The sequence below is a fragment of the Saccharopolyspora endophytica genome, assembly GCF_018070075.1.
GTDB classification, from domain to species: domain Bacteria; phylum Actinomycetota; class Actinomycetes; order Mycobacteriales; family Pseudonocardiaceae; genus Saccharopolyspora; species Saccharopolyspora endophytica.
Genome location: NZ_JAGPXE010000001.1, coordinates 793204 through 811143, shown reverse-complemented (window position 1 = coordinate 811143; position 17940 = coordinate 793204). Strand labels below are relative to the sequence as shown.

The 17940-nt window shown below is 67.2% G+C and carries 17 protein-coding genes and 1 CRISPR repeat array; of the genes, 7 read left to right on the top strand and 10 right to left on the bottom strand.

The window, feature by feature from the left end; genetic code table 11:
* Window positions 1–45 precede the first annotated feature (45 nt).
* Genes KBO27_RS03865 through KBO27_RS03825 form a run of 9 tightly spaced genes read right to left on the bottom strand, consistent with a single transcriptional unit; the run spans window position 46 to window position 10755 of the window.
* Complete coding sequence (locus tag KBO27_RS03865) at window positions 46–1017, bottom strand: M23 family metallopeptidase (protein WP_281420606.1); 972 nt, start codon at window positions 1015–1017, stop codon at window positions 46–48.
* 6 nt (window positions 1018–1023) lie between these two features.
* Window positions 1024–2043, bottom strand: a complete 1020-nt coding sequence (locus KBO27_RS03860) for a replication-relaxation family protein (RefSeq protein WP_210968531.1) — start codon at window positions 2041–2043, stop codon at window positions 1024–1026.
* A gap of 52 nt (window positions 2044–2095) precedes the next feature.
* On the bottom strand, window positions 2096–4543 hold the full coding sequence (locus KBO27_RS03855; protein WP_210968530.1) for a DUF8128 domain-containing protein: 2448 nt from the start codon (window positions 4541–4543) through the stop codon (window positions 2096–2098).
* A gap of 42 nt (window positions 4544–4585) precedes the next feature.
* A complete protein-coding gene (locus tag KBO27_RS03850; RefSeq protein WP_246536119.1) occupies window positions 4586–6358 on the bottom strand; it encodes a VirB4 family type IV secretion system protein in 1773 nt (590 codons plus the stop codon).
* Complete coding sequence (locus KBO27_RS03845) at window positions 6355–7410, bottom strand: PrgI family protein (RefSeq protein WP_210968528.1); 1056 nt, start codon at window positions 7408–7410, stop codon at window positions 6355–6357. Before KBO27_RS03845 ends, KBO27_RS03850 begins: the two co-directional genes overlap by 4 nt.
* Complete coding sequence (locus KBO27_RS03840) at window positions 7407–8525, bottom strand: hypothetical protein (protein WP_210968527.1); 1119 nt, start codon at window positions 8523–8525, stop codon at window positions 7407–7409. Before KBO27_RS03840 ends, KBO27_RS03845 begins: the two co-directional genes overlap by 4 nt.
* A 21-nt stretch (window positions 8526–8546) precedes the next feature.
* The gene (locus KBO27_RS03835) at window positions 8547–9509 is read right to left on the bottom strand and encodes a TrbL/VirB6 family protein (RefSeq protein ID WP_246536118.1); all 963 of its coding nucleotides are present in this window, start codon (window positions 9507–9509) and stop codon (window positions 8547–8549) included.
* Between the two features lie 5 nt (window positions 9510–9514).
* Window positions 9515–9925 (bottom strand): pilin, encoded by a 411-nt coding sequence (locus KBO27_RS03830; RefSeq protein WP_307870221.1) that lies wholly within the window; start codon window positions 9923–9925, stop codon window positions 9515–9517.
* Window positions 9916–10755, bottom strand: a complete 840-nt coding sequence (locus tag KBO27_RS03825) for a hypothetical protein (protein ID WP_307870220.1) — start codon at window positions 10753–10755, stop codon at window positions 9916–9918. The genes KBO27_RS03830 and KBO27_RS03825 overlap by 10 nt, the downstream gene beginning before the upstream one ends.
* Before the next feature lie 529 nt (window positions 10756–11284).
* Between KBO27_RS03825 and KBO27_RS33395 the strand changes: the two genes are divergently transcribed.
* From KBO27_RS33395 to KBO27_RS03805, 4 genes are all read left to right on the top strand, one after another.
* On the top strand, window positions 11285–12001 hold the full coding sequence (locus tag KBO27_RS33395; protein WP_246536117.1) for a hypothetical protein: 717 nt from the start codon (window positions 11285–11287) through the stop codon (window positions 11999–12001).
* Complete coding sequence (locus KBO27_RS03815; RefSeq protein WP_210968526.1) at window positions 11998–12843, top strand: TRM11 family SAM-dependent methyltransferase; 846 nt, start codon at window positions 11998–12000, stop codon at window positions 12841–12843. Before KBO27_RS33395 ends, KBO27_RS03815 begins: the two co-directional genes overlap by 4 nt.
* Before the next feature lie 34 nt (window positions 12844–12877).
* Entirely contained in the window at window positions 12878–13120 is a 243-nt protein-coding gene (locus KBO27_RS03810) for a helix-turn-helix domain-containing protein (protein WP_210968525.1), read from the top strand.
* A gap of 133 nt (window positions 13121–13253) precedes the next feature.
* Window positions 13254–14363: a tyrosine-type recombinase/integrase gene (locus KBO27_RS03805; protein WP_210968524.1), complete on the top strand. Its 1110-nt coding sequence runs from the start codon at window positions 13254–13256 to the stop codon at window positions 14361–14363.
* A 160-nt stretch (window positions 14364–14523) separates the two neighbouring features.
* Here KBO27_RS03805 and KBO27_RS03800 read toward each other — a convergent pair whose 3' ends face one another.
* Window positions 14524–15045, bottom strand: a complete 522-nt coding sequence (locus KBO27_RS03800; RefSeq protein ID WP_210968523.1) for a hypothetical protein — start codon at window positions 15043–15045, stop codon at window positions 14524–14526.
* 296 nt (window positions 15046–15341) lie between these two features.
* Window positions 15342–15614: a CRISPR direct-repeat array (repeat unit 29 nt; unit sequence CGGACCACCTCCACGTGCGTGGAGAGCAC).
* A gap of 153 nt (window positions 15615–15767) precedes the next feature.
* Between KBO27_RS03800 and KBO27_RS03795 the strand changes: the two genes are divergently transcribed.
* From KBO27_RS03795 to KBO27_RS03785, 3 genes are read left to right on the top strand one after another with little or no spacing between them, the layout of a single operon-like run.
* Window positions 15768–16094, top strand: coding sequence for a hypothetical protein (locus KBO27_RS03795; protein WP_210968522.1), 327 nt, complete (start codon window positions 15768–15770; stop codon window positions 16092–16094).
* Window positions 16094–17314, top strand: coding sequence for a putative T7SS-secreted protein (locus KBO27_RS03790; protein WP_210968521.1), 1221 nt, complete (start codon window positions 16094–16096; stop codon window positions 17312–17314). Before KBO27_RS03795 ends, KBO27_RS03790 begins: the two co-directional genes overlap by 1 nt.
* Window positions 17281–17694, top strand: a complete 414-nt coding sequence (locus KBO27_RS03785; protein WP_210968520.1) for an SCO4402 family protein — start codon at window positions 17281–17283, stop codon at window positions 17692–17694. The genes KBO27_RS03790 and KBO27_RS03785 overlap by 34 nt, the downstream gene beginning before the upstream one ends.
* Window positions 17695–17940: the final 246 nt, after the last annotated feature.

Sequence of the window (17940 nt, the reverse complement as noted above, 5' to 3'; positions counted from 1 at the left end):
CCCGAGGACAACTCGGGGTGGCGGGGCCGACGCGTGCTCTCGAAATCAGTTGCGCTTCTCCGCCTCGCCGCACAGTGACGGGTGGCCGCGGTCATGGTAGAAGGCGACGGGATCAACGGGCTGGCCGTTGTCCTCGATCTGGAAGTGCAAGTGGGCTCCCGTGGATTCACCGCGATTGCCAACCTCAGCGATGGCCTGGCCTGCTTGAACGCGGTCGCCGACGTGTACGTGATTGACGTTGTTGTGGCCGTAGACCGTGATGATCCCGCCGGGGTGCTCGATGCGGACCCAGAGGCCGTAACCGCTAGCGGGACCGGAGTCGATCACGGTGCCGGTGTGGGCAGCGAGGATAGGTGTGCGAATCGGTGCGGCGATGTCCTGGCCCCGGTGCATCTCGCCGTTACGCGGCCCGTAGCCGGACGTGCATGTGCCCGTGGTCGGCACGACCCAACCGCCGCCTGATGCCGGGGCAGGCTGGCAGTGAGCGCCGTGGAGGGCGGCGACGATGGCGCGGGCGGCCGCTTCGTGTTCGGCGTAGGCCTCGGGGAGGGCCGACTTCTGGACGGCGTCGGCCGCATCCGTCACCCGCATTTTCTTCCATCCGGGGACCGCGAGTAGGTGTGTGTAGAACTGGGTGGAGCTGTAGACCGGGTTCAGGATCTCCTCGCGGGTGCCCCAGCCCATGGAGGGGCGTTGCTGGAACAACCCGAGGCTGTCGCGATCGCCCCAGGTGAGGTTTCGCAGCCAGGACTCGCGCAGCGCGGTCGCGATGGCCACGACTTGGCCTTGTTCGGGGACGTGGAGTTGCTTGCCGACCGCGACGATGGTGGCTGCGTTGCGTGTCTCCTCCGGCCCGTAACCGACCAGCGTGATCCCATCGGCTCCTGCGACGAGGCAGGTCGACGAGCTCGTCTGGCGCGCAGCGAAGATACTGGTGATCGCCGCGCCCGCCACCGCGACCACCATCAGCGGAAACCCGATGACCACCGCCGCGAGGAGCAGGAGGACTTTGCTCATCGCGGTTCACCGGCCGGTGAAGGACATGATGGGTGCGGGCGGCATCGGGTGCGGCGCCACGATTTCTGCGCTGGAGCGGTGCTCTGGCTGCGGACTCGGCCGGGTGCGCGGTCGTTGCGGCCATGCCGCGGCGAGGTCGTGCAGCGCTCGGCGCTGGTCGTCACGTGGGGCCAGCGGTGCCCAGATCGCCTCCGCCGGGCTGGGGCGTCCCTCGGGATCGTGGTCGAGAAGGTCGGCGGCGGCGGTGACGATGGGCAGGTGCTCGGGGTGGTCGAGTCCGCGCCAGGCGGTGGCGAGCTGGGTGCGGAGGTTGGCTTCCCGGCGGGCGGTGGGGGCCCAGAGCAGCAGCGGGGTGACGATGCCGGTGCTGGCGGCCAGCCGGGCGTAGCCGGGGAGTTTGGCTGCTACACGTCCGGTGGTTTCCGTGCCGAGGTCGTATTCCAGGAAGAACTCGAACTCACGACCATCGTGGCGCCAGCGGCCGTAGGCATCGGGCCGGACGAGGTCCCCGAAATGCCGTGCGCAGCGGACCTCCGACCACCATGCCGAGACCTGCTCGGACTCGTGGGCGTGGGCGATGAGGGCGGTGAAGAACTCACCGACCCCGACGGTGTGGGCGAGGCGTTGGCTGTAGGCGATGCTGGTGGCGCGGTCGCGCCGGTAGCCGAGGGTCTTGGGGTCGATGCCGGCGTCGGCGGCGAGCACGCTGGCTCCGGCGGGGCCGAGGACGTAGTGCTGGGGTGCGCTGCCGGAATCCACGGTGGGCTGGAAGCGGTCGAGTACCGACCACTGGTAGAGCTCCCGCAACCGCTGTCTTCCGGAGCGCGGCGATGGGAAGGCGCAGGTGGTGATCTGGGGTGCGGTGAGCACCCGGTGCTCGTGGACCATCCGGATGATCCACTTGTCTCGGCTGGTCAGCCGTTTGGCCAACCGGGCTTGGTGTTCCACGGAGTTGGCGACTCGGGTCTGTCGTCGCGTGGGGCGCACTCCGTGCAGTGACTTCTGCCGGATGGGTTTGTTGAGCACGAGCACCTCCGTGGATCAGGCACGGGCTTTTCGAGACATGCGGGCGGGGAAATCACTCCTGCAGACGTGGGTCGGTGCTCGGCGGAGGCGGCTGGCTGGTCCCGGCCGACGCGGACGGTGGCCCGGCGCTGGGGCGTGTGCGGGTGGCGGCCTGGCGGCGCAGCGCGCGCGAACGTCCGGGGATCGCGGCCGGGAGAGGGTCGGTGACCAGCGTGAAAGGTCGTGATTGCTGGCCGTGAACGACGAGGCGGGCGGCGGCGTGGTAGGCGTCGAGGTGGGCGAGGTCGTGGTCGGTGAGGTGCGGGTGGGTGTGCTGTGCGAGGGCGCGGGCGTCCTCGGGGCTGGCGGCGAAGAGGACCTTGTTGCGGGCGTTGGTGGAGATGCCTTCGCGGAGATCGCGTGGGAGCTGGCCGAGGTGCTGGTGTGCCAGCGTCATGGAGACGCGGAAGCCGCGGGCTTCGGCGAGCATGTCCTCCAGCGGGTAGGGCAGGTTGAGGAAGTTGTGGCATTCGTCGATGTACATCGCCGCGTCGCGGCGTTCGCGCTGCGGGGTCGCGGCGCGGGCGGTGGTGGCTTGCCAGGCGCGGGCGACCCCGAGGGAGCCGAAGAGTCGGCTGGTCTCGTCGCCGAGCGAGCCCTTGGGGATGCGCACGAGGCAGATGCCGCCGTCGAGCACGGCGTTCATGTCCACTGTGGAGGCACCGGCGGTCAGGGCGTCGCGCACGAACGGGCGGAGCAGGAAGCTGCGGAGTTTGTTCATCAACGGGGCGATGACTTGGGCGCGGGAGGCCTCGGTCAGCTCGGCGTACCAGTCCCAGAATCCGCGCAGGACGGGGTCGGTGACACCGGCGGTGACGCGGTCCCGGAAGGCGGGTTCGGCGAGCAGGCGGGGGACGTCGGCGAGCGTGGCGACGCCGCCTTGGGTGCGCAGGGTCAGGCATGCGGCACGGAAGACGTCGTCGGTGCGTGGTCCCCAGAACGCGGAGTAGACGCGGCGGAAGACCGAGACGAGGTTGTCGACGGTGACGTCCACGGCCTCGCCGTCGAGGGGGTTGAGGCAGGGTGGGCGGCTGCGGGCGTCGGCGTCGAAGAGGACCAGCCGGTCCGCGGCCGTTTTGGGCAGGCGTGAGAGGACGTCGGTGACGAGGTCGCCTTTCGGGTCGATGACCAGGCAGCCGCGTTCGGCCTCGGCGTCGGCGAGGATCATCTGGGCGAGCAGGGTGGATTTGCCGGAGCCGGTCGCACCCATGAGGTGCAGGTGCTGGCGTGCATCCGCGGCGCGCAGGCCCACGCGGCGGGTCGCTCCGGTGTCGGTGGAGCCCAGAGGCTTGGCCTCCGGGCCCGGTGCGGCGACCTCGGGTGGTGGGGTCAGGGCGCGGGCGCCCGCGCGGTGCAGGCCGGGAATGGCCTCATCCGTGGGCAGGTGCGCCAGAGCGGCGATCTCGGGGACCGAGAGCAGGTCTCCCCGGCCGAAGCCACGGTGGCGCAGTGCTGTGGCGGGGTGGTGCAGTCGGTGGCGCCGGTAGCGGTTGTGGTCGGTGTAGGCGGCGAAGCAGGTGGCCACCGTGTGGGCCCGGCCGCGCAGCACTCGTCGGGCTCGGCGTCGCTGTTCGGGATTGGCCGGACGGGCAAGCGTGGTGCTGGCGGCGTAGCGCAGGCGGGTCTCGTACTGGCTGCCGCGTTGTTTGGTGACACGGACCCTGTCCTGCGCGGAGCGCTCCAACCGCGTGTGCGCATCTGCGTGCCCTCGCGTGGACTTCGCCTGTGGCGAGCCCGCCGTTGCGGGAGTGAGAAGGTCGAAGAGGAATCCGCGCAGGGTCGCAGCGCCGGTGAGTCGGCGTCCGGCGGCGGGGCGGGCAAGTACTTGCACGCAGACGTAGTCCCCCGGGCCGAGGCCGCTGGGTGCGGCCAGGATCGCGCGAAGCGGGTCGGTGTCGAAGTCGGTCTTAATCGGCAGCGTCTCGGGTCGGGCCAGGCGGAGTTCGCCGCCGACGACCAGGGCGTGCTCGTCGTCGGGCTCGGGGATGGGTGAGGCGGCCGGCTGGGTGTGGGTGCGGGCGCCGGGCCAGGCGGCTTCGACGGCGCGCTCGATGAGTCCGGGCGGGATGGTGCCGGGCACCCAGATCTGGATGGTGATGCCATCGCGGGTGATGACGTACTCGCACGCCAGGTGCGGCTGGCCGAGCACCGCGCGTTTCCACGCCGGACGCAGCAACCCCACTAGGTGCGACCACAACGCGGCCCCACCATCCGGGTCCACTGTGGGCGGCGACTGGATGGTCACGACCTTGGCGTTGTGGTTCAGCCTGTTTCGCCGATACACGCGCAGCGCGAAACGCAACAGAGCGACCGTTGCGAGCCCAACTAGCATCGACGCAAGCAGTAGTGGGCGGTGCAGGAGGGAGCGGATCGCGGTCTCGGGGTCCTGGAGGTAGTCGGCGATGCTGTCCCCGAGGTGTTCGACCGGGCCCCACAGGTTCGGAAAGACGCGCAGAGACATCGGTCCCCCGTTCTTGTCGAAAAGCGCTCTGATTAATCGGGTTTAGAGGTCGATCCAGTCGCCGCTGTCCGCGTGGGTGGTGGCGGACTCGAGGAATTCCGGGTCGGTGGTGACGAGGTCGTGTTCGACGGGTGAGGCCACGGTTTGCAGGGCAACCCATTGGGTTCCGGTGGAGAGCAGGGCTTGGCCCTGGTCGGCGGTGAGCAGGTACTGCCGTGCCCCCGCGGCGAGCCCGAAGTGCGTGGCGACCTCGTCGATGGCTTGAGGTGACTGGCGCAGCAGGATCTGAGTGGTCGCGTTGCCCACGATCGCCTTGCCGAGGTCGCTGCCCAGCAGGTCACCGACGTCCTGGGTGGCCACGGTCAGGCCGCACCAGTGCTTGCGTGCGGCTTTGGCCATCCGGAACAGGAACTCCGCTCCTGCTGTGTGGCTCATCAGCAGCCACGCCTCGTCGACCACGACCAGGCGCCGGCGGCGCACGACGGGGTGGGAGACCTCGCGCCAGATGGCGTCGAGGGTGAGTGCGGTGCCGATCGCCTGCAGCTCCGGTGGCAGGTCTTTGAGGGAGAACACGACCAGGTGCCCGTCGGGGCGGGTCGTGGTCGGCCCGTTGAACAGGGTGTTGAACGCGCCGTCGACGAAGGGCCGCAGGCGCTCGGCCAGCTCGTGCGCGCCGAAGGCGTGCAGTGTGTCCCGGAGGTCGGCGAGCAGGGGTGCGGGGCGTGACCAGGTGCGGGGGTCAGTGGTGATGCCCGCGTGGCGGTAGGTGGTGGCGATGGCCTCGTCCAGGGTGCCGCGTTCGGCACTCGTGAGGTCGCTGCCGAGCATCAAGGCCAGGACGGTGTGCAGGAACAGGCTTCGGCGGGCCAGCGCGTCGCTGGGGGCGCTGCGGCGCCCGTCCGGGCCGACGGTAACTGGGAGGTCGAAGGGGTTGAGCGTCACGCCGGGTGCGCCAAGGCGCAGGATGGTGCCGCCGACGGCTTCGGCGAGCCGGGTGTATTCGTCTTCGGGGTCGATGATGCTGGCCTGCACGCCCCGGTAGAGGTGGCGCAGGAGTTCGAGTTTGACCAGATAGGACTTGCCCGCGCCGGATCGTCCGAGGACCACGGCGTTGTGGTTGTCGGCGGCGAACCGGTCCCAGTGCACCAGGCCTGAGGACTGGGCGTTGTAGCCGTACAGCACGCCGTCGGTGGTGGTCTCCAGATCGGCGGGGTCGGCGGCGGGGAGATCCGGGGAGGTGAACGGAAACGCTGTGGCTAGGGCGTGGGTGTCGAAGGTGCGCTGCATCCCGAGCGGATCGAGTCCGACCGGCAGGGTGGCCACCCAGCCCTGCACGCTGCGGTAGGTGGTGGGTTTGGCGTCCAGCAGCATCGAGGATGCCAGCGCGCGCACGGCGGTGACTTCGTCGGCGAGCTGTTGCTCACTGTGGGCGTGCACGGTCAGGTACAGGCCGAGTCGGAACATTTTCGATTCGCCGCGGGCGATGCGAGTCGACAGGTCGTAGGCGTCCTCGGTGGCGGCCTCGACGTGAGGGTCGGCGAGACGGCCGTGCTCGGCGGTGTGGCGACGTCCGGATTCCAGTTTCGCCAGTTGCTGTTTCAGGTGTTTCGCGGCGTGGGCGGGGTCGACGGGGTCGATGTGCAGGGAGACGTCGAGGCGGCCGGGATAGTTCAGCAGGGGTTGCAGCCATCCCGCGTTGACCTCGCGTGGATAGCCGGTGATGGCGAAGGAGGCGACCCATTCGCCGGCGACGGTGAGGTGTCGGGCGCCGATGGTCATCGAGTTGGGCGTGAACACGCTGGGCTGCGGGGTCATGGGGTGGCCTCCCATCCGTGCGGGTCGACGAGTTCGTCGGGTGTGGCGTGGTGGGTGGTGATGACCTCGGACGGGTCGGCCATGCCCGCCTCGGTGGTGCCGGTGTGATCGGGGTTGCAGGCGCCGGCAAGGACGTGAGTGGCCTGGGCGGTGTCGAGCACGGTGAGACGGATGCTCGCGGGGGCGAGCAGGTCGATCGCCTCGTTGACGCGCCGGAGCAGTCGGGCTTCGGCGGCGTGGCGTGTTCCCGCGTCCATCCCCCGCCGTGGCTGTCGTGGACGCCGTGGGCCGGTGTCGGTGGTGCTGGGGGTGGGCGCTTCGCGGAAGACGAGCAGGACCTGGCGGCGGAGCAGGTCGGTGTGGCTGGCCAGGTGGGTGAGGAACTCGGCGTGTTCTTCGGCCGCGGTTTCCAGGGCCGGATGCGGCAGGCTCGGGGCTTGCTCGCGCAGAGCGGTGATCTTGTCGGTGAGGTCGCAGCGCTGTGCGCGGATGAGGATTTGCACGGGTGCGGTCAGGGAGTGCAGGTAGCGGGCGAAGGCACCGACGAGGGCTTCGTGCTCGGTCTGGGTGCGCAACGCGAAGTTGACGGTGCTGGCCGCGGCGACCAGGGCGATGCCCTCGCCGGCGAGGTCGACGACTCCGGCCTCCCCGGTGCTGGCGGGTTCCACGCCGCTGGCCGGGGCCGCCACGGCTCCCAGTCGGGGAGCCTTCGTGGTCGTGGCAGCGGGCACGAGCCACTCCGGGACGGGTTCGGCCGGAGTGGGGTCGGCGACCCGGTGGCGCGGGGAGAATCGGTGCCGCACGGCCGCGCCGACCAGTCGGTAGAGCGCGATGCCATCCCGCTGGCCCATGGCGAGCACGAGGGCGGCTGCGGCGATCGGGGTTGCCAGGACCGCGAAGACTGGCAACGCCAGGATACTGCGGGTGGCGGCCCAGGCTCCGTAGAGCAGGGCGGCGGTCGCGGCCAGCAGAGTGAGTTGGCGGGCGGTGAGTCCGGCTAGAAGGCGGTCTTCGCGGTCCACATCGGCGGGGATGCGTGCCGGTCCATTCATCGGGTGCTCCTCGGTGGACGATCGTCTTCGGGCCAGGTCAGCGGTAGTTCGGGCTCAACGGGCTCGGACGCGCGGCCAGGCGGCGCTGCGGAGGTCGGGGTCGACGGAGACTTCGGCGGTGTGGCGGCTGTGGTGTGCGGCGGTTTCGAGGTCGGCTGGGTACGGGACTGGGAACGGGGTTTCTTGGCTGTCGTGGGCAGGTCGAGCGGCAGGGCGTACTGGCCGTGCTTGTCAGGGCGAATCCCCTTGTAGGCGGGAAGGTCCGGTGGTTTCCGGCGGCGTGGGCGCGGCGGGCGAGCGTGCGCGGCGACCTCGCCGGAGTTGGTGAACAAGGGCCGCTGCCCACTGGCCCGCGTGGGCGGGGCCGCCGCTGGTCGTGGTGCTGAGGCCGGTGGTGGCGTGCTGGGTACGGGTGTGCCTCCGATGAGGGGCAGGTGGTGTTGGCCGCCGGGTGGGACCGTGGAGGGGCGCATGCCGGGTTGCCCGGGTGCCTGGGGTCGGGCGGTCGGGTGGGGGCGGCCGGTGCGGGTGAACAAGGCGCCCTGGCCCGGTCCCAGCGTCGCATCGGTGGGGGCCGGGGTGGGGTTGTCGTGCAGGGTGTGGCGGCCGGTCGCATCGGGGTGGTGGCGGGTGTGGATGGGCAGCATCTGCTGTTGCCCGATTGCGGTGCTGGTCGGCACCGCGCCGGGGCCAAGTGCGGGTGGCAGGGCGTTGCGGCTGGGTTTGCCGTCGCGGGTCCACAGCGCGGCCTGTCGCCCGCGTGCCGCCGAGGTGCGAGTGGGCGGTGTGGAGGTGTGGGTGGTGCGTGCGGGTCCGCGGGTTCGTGCCAGGCGCCCGAGTGGCAGAAGCATTTGCCCACCGGCTCCCGTGTGCACGTTCGAATACGGATCGGGTGCGGTTTCGCCGTGGGTGGAGGGCTTGTTCTCGCCCGCACCGGCGGGCCGGCCGAAGGCGGCTGAGGCGCCGCGAATGAGGCCGAAGGTCTTGTAGGCGATCAAACCGCGCACCATGGATCCGAGAAACGAACGGTGGCCGTTGTGCAGTGACCCGAGGATCCAGAATGGGATTTTGATGAGGATGTAGCACATCGCGATCGCGATCAGAAGCTGCGCCATCACACACCTCACAATCGAGGTTTAGAAGAGCGTGACCCCGCCGGGCAGGAAGAAGAGTCGGATGGTCGCGACAAAGGCCAGTGATTGAGCGACTTGCACGGCCAGCACTCCGCCGAAACAGCGCCACCACCAGTAGGCGACCGCTTCGGTATGAGGCAGGGCGTGACACATCAGCATCAGGGGCGCCGCGATCAGCAACAGGACGGTGAGTGCGACTCGGACGACATAGGTGAGCAGCACCGCGATGATCATGACGACGAGAACGAGAACGGTGAAGATCACGTACAGTTCGCTGAGCTGACCTTCTCCCTGCGGGAGGCGCCCGCGAAGAGTGTTCGTGAATTCCGCGGCCGTCTCCGCGGCTTTGCCCGGGTCTCCCACCAGAACTGCGACCGAGAGCGCGTTGGCGAATTCAATGGCTTTCCCTCCAAAGAACAGGGACAAGTTGGCGGCGGTGAACGCCACGGCGATACGGGGCAGGATTTCTTTGACCGAGGCTCGTGTGTGCAGAGTCTGGTAGGCCATCGCACTCAATCCAGCCAGGGTGATCAGCAGGCCGGAGCAGGCGAGCATGATGCGTTGTGAGCCTCCCCAGATTTGGCCGACGACCGGCAACTCATGGAGTGCGGGAGTCGCCAGCAATGAGTGCGCCAGCCAGTCCAGCACTGCGTTGAGTCCCGAGGTGGCGATGTTTTCGAAGAATCCCCAGAACCATCCGGTGAGGAATTCCTGAATCCACCCGTGCTCCTGCGCTTCATTCCCCTCCAGTGGCGGCGCAGGAGCGGCGGGCGGGGACGGTGGGCCCGTGCTGGGCAACGGCAATGGCGGGGCGTCGACCGGCACCGAGGAGGGCGGTGCGGTGGGATCCGGAAATGGCAGGGGAATGTCCTGAGCGTGGGCTACGCCCATCACTCCACAGAGCAACCACAGCACCGTTCCGGCCACTACGAGGGTGGTGCCGCGTCGCGCGGCCTGATGGGACATGGGCTTTACACCTCAAGAATTCCCTTGAGGATGCCGACCAGAATCGGCGCGAGAGCGCAGACAGCGAAGCCATAGGCGGCGTGCTTTACCGCTTGCTTGGCTTTTTCGACTTCGCTCGGGTCCCCGCCAGCGAGTAGATAGCGCAGGCCGCCGATGGTCAGGAACAACGTGGCGACCACCGCGAGAATGCCCATGATCCAGTTGCGGGCGTTGTTCATGACCGTTTCGAGGTTGGCCGCCTCCGCGAGAACCATCACGGGAGCCGAGTGACCGGTCGCAGCGCCAAGCAGCATGCCGACCAGGGCGAGCCCCGCCGCGAGAACGAACCGTGGGTGCCGTGCGGCTCGACGTGGACGGCGTGATCGCGCGGGTTCGGCGCGGTGTTCGGGGTCGGGTGTGGCGGTGTTCAGTCGCATGGGGTGTCCTCCTTGAGCGCGGGCGCCGGCGACGGCAGAGCGGGGCGAGCCCCGCACTTCTGAACTCCGGATTCGCCGCACGTTCGGGACAACCCGTCAGCGCACCGACGCCGACCGGCGGGCGTGCTCTGGGCAGGACTCGCCGTTCGGGCAGTGGTCTCGTCGTCGTGGCCGGCGTCGTTGTCGTCGCGGAGGTAGTCGACGAGCTTGTGTTCGGCGCGCTGCCGCTTCTTCTTGATCGCCTCGTAGCTCACGCCGGAGTGCTCGGCGACCTCGGTCAGCGGGATCCGTTCCAGGCGGGTGGCGCCAATCAGATGGGCTTCGTCGGGGGTGATGACCTCGTCGGCCACCGCACGGGCCAGGACGATGTCGGGGTGGCCCCACGGCCGGGGCGGGGGCGAGGAAGACGGCGTGGTCCCCCCTGGCAAGGGTGTGTCCAGGGCTTCGCGGACCGCGGCGTGCCCTGCGCGGTAGGCGGCCCACCGCAGGCGCACCATGATCTGCATCCGGGAACAGTCGATCTGCGCGAGCTCAGCGATAAAACCGGCGAGCACCGCTGCTTCGATATCCGCGGTGTCGCCCACGAACCGCGAGGTCAGTGCAGCACTGGCTCGGATCAGCGCCGGCAGCGCCACACCGACACACCCCAGGGTCCATACCGCTCCCTCGGCGCGGGAGGCCGACACCAGGTGCGCCCACACCGCATCGCGGGTGTCCTGCGTGCAGGCCCTGCGCAGCAGGCAGTCCCTCAGCTCATCGAGCCGCAGCATCCGAGCGGGCAAATCTGGGAAGTCCTGGCCGTTGACCGTGATCGGCTCGGGCCCGGTCACCAGCCACGAAAAGGATTGGCGAGCGGCCGCGAGCGGTGACAATTCCCGCCCGCCGGATTCATTCTTCGAGTTCGAGTTGGATCGCATGACGTGACCTCTCTGCAAACGTCGAATCAACGACCTCTGCATCACGCCATGCGCACCACTACATACCTGCTACTTGCCTCTTACGAATTTCATTCCGCACGACTACACAAAAACTACGAACGAGAAGAACCCGAGTCAGCAAGATCGAACCCACGCGCGAACAAGCGAGCCACGTATGCAGTCCGCAGGCCGATGAGCTGCAACGTTAGCGGCCTGAAGTCGACGCAGACCCACCACACCCGACCTGCTACGAGCCCGATGTCAAGATCGAAATTATTTACCCGCGGCGAGCAATCATAAAAAACATCCCCGTGATCACAGACGCCGACCACGTCCTCAAAATTTCATTTCTCGCCTGTCCCCGAACGTGCCCGGAATCGGAGTTCAGAGGTGTCACAACCGCGAACGGCCCGCGCCGTTCAGGGGCTTGCGGAGGAACGCAATGAGCGCGTCGGAATCTCGATCGCCATCGAGCCAAATTGACACCGACCCGGCAAAGTCGAGCACGCAGGCAGCACCCACGCGCCCAGCCGGCGAACCGACAACGAAGACGGGCGACACCACCCCGGCCACCGTGTGGCCCTGCACCACAGCGACGGAGGCACACGGCCCGCAGCGGTGGCCTCGCTCAGTACTCGACGAGATCATGCAGGCCTTTTGCAGCGTCGGCGAGAAAGTCGCGTTCCTCAACGCGACCTCTGCGGAACTACCGGCGCTGCACGGCGTGCTCCGCGCACACCAGCGGCGACCCGTGGACGAACCGGGCGCCCAGGGAACGGTCGATCTGGCGCTCGCCGTTGTACCGCCCGAACCCGGCCACGCCGAGCAGAGCAAGCACCTGGCTCAGCAGGCCGCAGCTGCGCTCCGCGCAGGTGGGATGCTCGTGGTTCTCACCCACCACCAGCTCCACGACCAACAACTGATGGATCCCACGGGCGCGTTGGTCACCGCCTCGCAGGATGAGGATCTGCTCTACCTCCAGCACGTCGTGACACTGCTCGCGCCGTTGAAGGAGCTCACGCGATCCGCGCGACCAGCACCCGACGGCCGCCCTTCGGTGCACAGCCGTGTCCACCTGGACCTGCTGGTCTTCGCCCAGCCCCGCCAGCCCGAGCCCGACACGCACCCGGCCGCACGGACCGAAAGAGCCCAGCGATGACCGACACTCACCTGCCCCCGCTGTCGGTGTGGGCCACCGCTCAGGCCGCCCCGGTCACCCAACGCAAGGGCCGCTATCTCCGGGAGTCCACCGCACATCCGGCCAAAATGCTGCCCGCCATCGCCGCGCACGCCATCGCCCACTACACCCAGCCCGGCGACACCGTGCTCGACCCCATGTGCGGCATCGGCACCACCCTGGTCGAAGCACTGCACCAGCAGCGACGCGGCATCGGCGTCGAATACGAACACCAGTGGGCCCAGATCGCCCAGCACAACCTTGACCGCGCCCACCGCACCGGCACCCACACACCCGGGCGCGTCCTCCGTGGCGACGCCCGCCAACTCGACTCGGTTCTGCCTTCCGAGCTTCGCGGCACGGTCGCACTCGTGGTCACCTCGCCGCCCTACGGCCCCTCCACCCACGGCCGAGTCACCACCGGCGACGCCGGCGTGCACAAGCGGCTCCACCGCTACGGCAACACCCTCGACCGAGGCAACCTCGCCAACATCGGCCACCACCGACTCCTCACCGGCTTCACCCGCATCCTCACCGCCACCGCCCCCTATCTCCGCCCCGGCGGCCACGTCGTCATCACCCTCCGCCCCTGGCGCGAAAACGCCGAACTCATCGACCTTCCATCCCAAATCCACGAATGTGGACTTCGCGCCGGACTGAACCTCACCGAACGCTGCGTCGCGCTCCTGGGACGCGTCGCCGACGACAAGCTCGTGGCCCGTGGCAGCTTCTTCCAACGCGACTTCGTGCGAAAACAACGCAAGGCCGGACTCCCCCTCCACCTCATCACCCACGAAGACGTCCTCGTCTTTCGCAAGCGCTGAGCGACAGAGCATCGCCACAGGAGGCCCAGTAATCATGTCGAGGCAACCAGACGAGCGCGAACCCGCCATAGACAATAGTAGAGAAGAGAACGATCCGTTCCGTCTCTATACACCTTCGGAAGTCGCACAGGTTTTGCGTGTTCGTGAATCATGGTTGCGGCGAAAGGCCAGCTCGAGAAGCATCCCTTGCACCTTCTTAGGAAAGCATCTTCGCTTCAGCAAGAGCGACCTCGAAACCATCGTCCACCAAAGCTCTCGGAGCACTCACCGCCGCTGATTGAATCATTCATTCATCTTGCATGTACCGCCAACGCGCGGCGAACACATACCGCTTGACATTCCCACGAAGTGGAGCGTGAATGTTCACACCCCGAAATTAGCGAACACTTTACGTAGGTGGAGTCACTTTTATGGCATGGCATGAGGCGCACGGAAGCGGCTGGCGCGTACGTTACTACCACAAGGGGAAACTGCAGACAGAGACTGGGTTCACATCGAAAACCGAAGCCCAGACGCGCGCCAGCGACGTTGAGTACGAGATGCGGAACAAGACTTTCGTCGCCCGCAGCAAAGAGTCCGTCACGTTTGAAAAATGGGCGCGGACCTGGGAAGAGGCGCACGATGTCAGCAAGGGAACTTGGCTAAAGTATCGCTCGCACCTGAATAACCATCTGATCGCGAAGTTCGGCGATACGCCCCTGGACGAAATCAGTCACATCAAAGTCAAAGGTTGGGCGAAGAACCTACGCCGAAGCCTCGCCGATGCTACGGTGCGCGACATCATCACGCTTCTATCGATGATCCTTGGTGATGCCGTCGAGGAAGATCTGATCACCAAGAACCCATGCCGACGACTCAAGTTGACACTCGAGTCGTCACCTCCGAAGGAGACGGTCACAGCTCGTTCACTCCTGCGCATTGTCGAGCGTATACCCGAGCATAGGACGCTTGTCCTCACAGCGGCGTTTACCGGCATGCGCTGGGGCGAGATCGTCGGCCTAACATGGCGGAATGTCAATCTCGATGAAAACACGATTACTGTCGATCACAAAGTCGGTGCTCTTCATGAAAATGGCGGCAAGCTCGAACTCGGACCGCCTAAGACACCATGCAGTGCACGGGTGATCCATCTTCCACCGTTCCTCGTAGAGCTGCTACGTGAACACCGCTCACAGCAGCCGAGCGATCACGTGTTCACCGGTGTCCGAGGTGGGCTACTGCGCCGCGCGAACTTCCGCAGCCGCTTTTGGCGTCCAGCAGTGGCCGGGCACAAGCAACGCGGTTGGGCCGCACTACAGCCCAACTTGACCTTCCACGGTCTCCGCCACACCCACAAGACGTGGCTCAACGAGGACCACGTCGACAAGGCCCTGCAGTTCCAACGACTCGGCCACCATCTACCCGGAGTCGAAGGAATCTACTCGCACTGCAGCCAACCCATGATCGACCACATGCTGACCAAACTCGAAGACCGCTGGAAGCAGGCACAATCCAGCATCAAGAGAGAGTCTGGACACTAGCCATACCTGCATAGAGTGGCACCACCTCCACGTGCATGGAGAGCACCCGCACCGGTTGACAGGGCACTACGACCCGTCCGGGCCACCTCCACGCGCGTGGAGAGCGCGGGTCATCGGGGCCACGGGCATGGCTGCTCCAAGCCGACCGGGGAGCCCGTTTTCAGCTCTGGGTGATCCCCACCTGACGGCCTAGCCCACGTATGCACATCTCGTCGGGTACGCCATGGTCGTACAAGCTCGTCACGATGCCATAGCCAACGTCAAGCAACGGCCTACCGACATCGTGGCGCCGCATCCAGGTCGGAGACAGGGCGAATCCGAGGTAGGCGCCGCCCGGCGTCGACCAGGTCGTTTCGATGACCTCCCCGCTCGTGGCATCCACGCACCACGCATGCTCGATGACGATCCCCAATTCATCGATCGCGACGCCTTCGGCATAGAGCACCGTGCTGTCACGTGCCGCGACGGCCTGGGCAGTGGCGAAGCACTGCCGATCAGAACCAAGCACATCGAGCTGGATTACGGGGGAGAACAGCTCTGCCTCGGTCAAGAGCAAGTCGGCCCGCCCAAGATACCGACGTCCGTGTGCACGGGTACCAGCGTTGTGCCGCGCGACAGCGAATTCGGCGTGCAGGACCCCGACGAGCATCTGTTCCGCTCTACGGCGATCATGGCTGTCCACCTGGCCAGCCTAGCCAACGACACCATAACCTCGTGTTCACCGGTCTCTCGGGTGCGGGCAAACAACGCCGGCCCCGCGAGCGCTGCGCGAACCAAAGCGAAGACCGTGAGTGCCGGACCACCTCCACATGCGTGAAGAGCACCCGTTGCGGGCCGCAGCGAACAACTGACCGCGCGGACCACCTCCACGTACGTGAAGAGCACGTGTTTTGCCAGGTCGGGAAGAGTTCCTTCATCGGATCACCTCCACGGTGCGTGGAGAACACCTCCTCGGGCATCCGCGCAACGCAGTGCACGCCGGTTCACCTCCACGTGCGTGGAGAGCGCAGTCCTTGCTTGGATCGTTGGGGTACGCCTAGCGGACCACCTCCACATGCGTGGAGAGCACGCGGAAGAGGCTCTTCATTCGGTCTCAGCGGGCGGACCACCTCCACGTGCGTGGAGAGCACGACTTCATCGTCACCCCCGGGGAGAGTGGGTCGGACCACCTCCACGTGCGTGGAGAGCACCTCGCCGCCCTGGCCGTCCACGAGATCGTGCCCGGACCACCTCCACGTGCGCGGAGAGCACACTTCATGACCTGCAGTTTTGGGAGTGGTGTCGCACGTTTCCCGTCATGACAGGTCTGCTCCATTCGAGGGAAGATCCGTACTTCCTGCCCGATGGCTTGCCTGGTTTTCTACCGTGTCGCCTGGAATCCAGATAGCTGGGGACGGAGTTTGTGTGGTGGACGGCTTTCGAGTCGACCTGACCGCGTTGGACCACGCCGCGCGGGGCGTACGCGAAACGATCGAGGCGATGAACCGCAAGCCTGTAGAGGATCTTGATTGCCCGGCAGAGGCGTTCGGTCATCAGCGCCTTGCCACCACGGCGAGCGAGTTCTGCGATCGGTGGGATGTCGGAGTCAGCAACCTCGCCGAGGATGCCGAGGAGGTTTCCGGGCGCCTCAATCAGTGCGTGCAGGACTACCGCCGCACCGATGAGGCCGCGCGAGCACACCTCGCCGGCGTCATCGCCCGCGTGTCCGGCGAGGACCCGGCGGCCGAGTGATGGCCGCAGAACTCGGTTCCACCGATGACCCTCAGGCCCTCATTCCCGGGGACAGCTCGGCAGTGCGTGCGACTTCGGAGGCGATGCGGCGCTACGGCGATTCCCTTGCCGAGGCTGGTGACGGGCTCAAGCGCATCGACAGCAGCGAAGGCTGGCAAGGCGAGGCAGCCGAGCAATTTCGGACAGCCTTCGATGGCGAGCCCGCCAAGTGGATCACCGCCGGTGACAGCTTTCACCACGCCGCCGGGGCTCTGGAGAACTACAGCCAGACCCTGACCTGGGCGCAAAGCCAGGCTGGCGAGGCGATCCGGCTCTGGAACGAAGGCGAAGCCGCAACCGAGCAGGCACGAGCCGACCACGCCCAGCGCGTCGAGCAGGCCCAGCAGCACGCCCAGCCGGGCGCACCGGCACCGCAGATCGCTTTCCATGATCCGGGAGAGGCCAAACGCCAAGCCGCCCGTGCGATGCTGGACCGGGCCCGCAACCAGCTGTCCACGGCCGGGGACCAGGCGGCCGACGTGGTCAGCCGAGCACGCGACACGGCACCGGCCGAGCGAAGCTGGATCGCCGAGGCCGGTGAGGCGATCGGGGATGCCGCGGCGACCGCGGTCAACGGGCTCGCCTCGTTCGGCAACGCTGCCCTGCACCATCCCGAGCTCGTCGTCGGCGCGGTCGGCGGTGCCGCACTCACCGCCGTCAGCTCAGCCGCGATGGCCGGCGGCGTCGTACTCGATGCCACCGGTGCGGGAGCCGTCGTCGGTGCGCCGGTGAACTACGTCGCCGGGGCGGGCATGGTCGCCGGCGGGGCGATGGTCGCCGCTTCCGTCGGCGGGCTTGGGGCCGAAGCAGCAGGTGACGACTCGATCGAGGCCATCGACACGAGCGACGCCGAGCCCGCCCCTGCGCCGGAGCTGCCGTGGGAAGACCCCGCCGTACAAGAGAAACTTCCCGAAGAATGGGGAGACGGCAACGCCACCAAGAAGGGCGTCGGGCAACGCTGGCAAGACCCCAACGACCCAGGTAGCGGCGTTAGAATCGACCAAGGGAACCCGAACAACTCCCAACCCACCCAGCAGGTCGACCACGTCATCGTCCGCGACCAAGGCAAAGTCATCGGCCGGGACGGCGAGCCGATCTCCGGGTCGGTCAAGCAAGACCCCGAAAACGCGCACATCCCGCTCAGCGAATGGAAGCAGTGGAAATCGTGGAACCAGCCGTAACCCCGCTCCGCTACCCCGAAATGCGGGCCGAGGTCATCGACGCGGTCACCTCCCTCGCCGACCCCGACTACCAGCAGAAAGTCTGGATCCGACGCGAGTACCCGCAACCGGGCTTCTACGACGACCTCACCACCAACATCAACATCCTCTTCGACGATGTCTGCGTCCTCCCCGACCCCCGCACCCGCGTCGGCATTGTCCTGCACCCGAGCGAAGTTGACGCCATGAAAGCCCTCGGCGACGTCCTCGACCCCCTCGTCGACGAACTCGGCGACGCCACCGACGCCCAATACCTCAATCACCCACAGTGGACCAACGTCGTCACAGCAGCCCAACACGCCCGCCACACGCTCATGCACAGCGACGAAGCCAACTCCTGAAACACCCACTCCCACGCAGGCGTTTCACGCTCCCGGTCAGGGCGGACCCGCCGCACAGGCCGAACCTGAGGCGCTGGCCGACCTGGTAGACAATGCGGGTGCGTAGTTTCAACGATGAACGCTGGCATCCGTCAGGGGCCCGCTGGGTCACACAGATCCAGTTGGGCACTACGGCTGCTGATCTCGAGGATGCCTACCTTGACAGCGCCCGGCAATGGTGGGTCGACAGCGGACACAGTGCTCAGA

What these genes read in the sequence shown, in the direction of transcription:
- KBO27_RS03815 (WP_210968526.1), top strand. Translation starts at nt 11,998, where the DNA reads ATGACCGACACTCACCTGCCCCCGCTGTCGGTGTGGGCCACCGCTCAG.
- KBO27_RS03785 (WP_210968520.1), top strand. Translation starts at nt 17,281, where the DNA reads ATGGAAGCAGTGGAAATCGTGGAACCAGCCGTAACCCCGCTCCGCTAC.
- KBO27_RS03835 (WP_246536118.1), bottom strand. Translation starts at nt 9,509, where the DNA reads ATGTCCCATCAGGCCGCGCGACGCGGCACCACCCTCGTAGTGGCCGGA.
- KBO27_RS03865 (WP_281420606.1), bottom strand. Translation starts at nt 1,017, where the DNA reads ATGAGCAAAGTCCTCCTGCTCCTCGCGGCGGTGGTCATCGGGTTTCCG.
- KBO27_RS03840 (WP_210968527.1), bottom strand. Translation starts at nt 8,525, where the DNA reads ATGGCGCAGCTTCTGATCGCGATCGCGATGTGCTACATCCTCATCAAA.
- KBO27_RS03790 (WP_210968521.1), top strand. Translation starts at nt 16,094, where the DNA reads ATGGCCGCAGAACTCGGTTCCACCGATGACCCTCAGGCCCTCATTCCC.
- KBO27_RS03845 (WP_210968528.1), bottom strand. Translation starts at nt 7,410, where the DNA reads ATGAATGGACCGGCACGCATCCCCGCCGATGTGGACCGCGAAGACCGC.
- KBO27_RS03810 (WP_210968525.1), top strand. Translation starts at nt 12,878, where the DNA reads ATGTCGAGGCAACCAGACGAGCGCGAACCCGCCATAGACAATAGTAGA.
- KBO27_RS03850 (WP_246536119.1), bottom strand. Translation starts at nt 6,358, where the DNA reads ATGACCCCGCAGCCCAGCGTGTTCACGCCCAACTCGATGACCATCGGC.
- KBO27_RS03855 (WP_210968530.1), bottom strand. Translation starts at nt 4,543, where the DNA reads ATGTCTCTGCGCGTCTTTCCGAACCTGTGGGGCCCGGTCGAACACCTC.
- KBO27_RS03830 (WP_307870221.1), bottom strand. Translation starts at nt 9,925, where the DNA reads ATGCGACTGAACACCGCCACACCCGACCCCGAACACCGCGCCGAACCC.
- KBO27_RS03805 (WP_210968524.1), top strand. Translation starts at nt 13,254, where the DNA reads ATGGCATGGCATGAGGCGCACGGAAGCGGCTGGCGCGTACGTTACTAC.
- KBO27_RS33395 (WP_246536117.1), top strand. Translation starts at nt 11,285, where the DNA reads ATGAGCGCGTCGGAATCTCGATCGCCATCGAGCCAAATTGACACCGAC.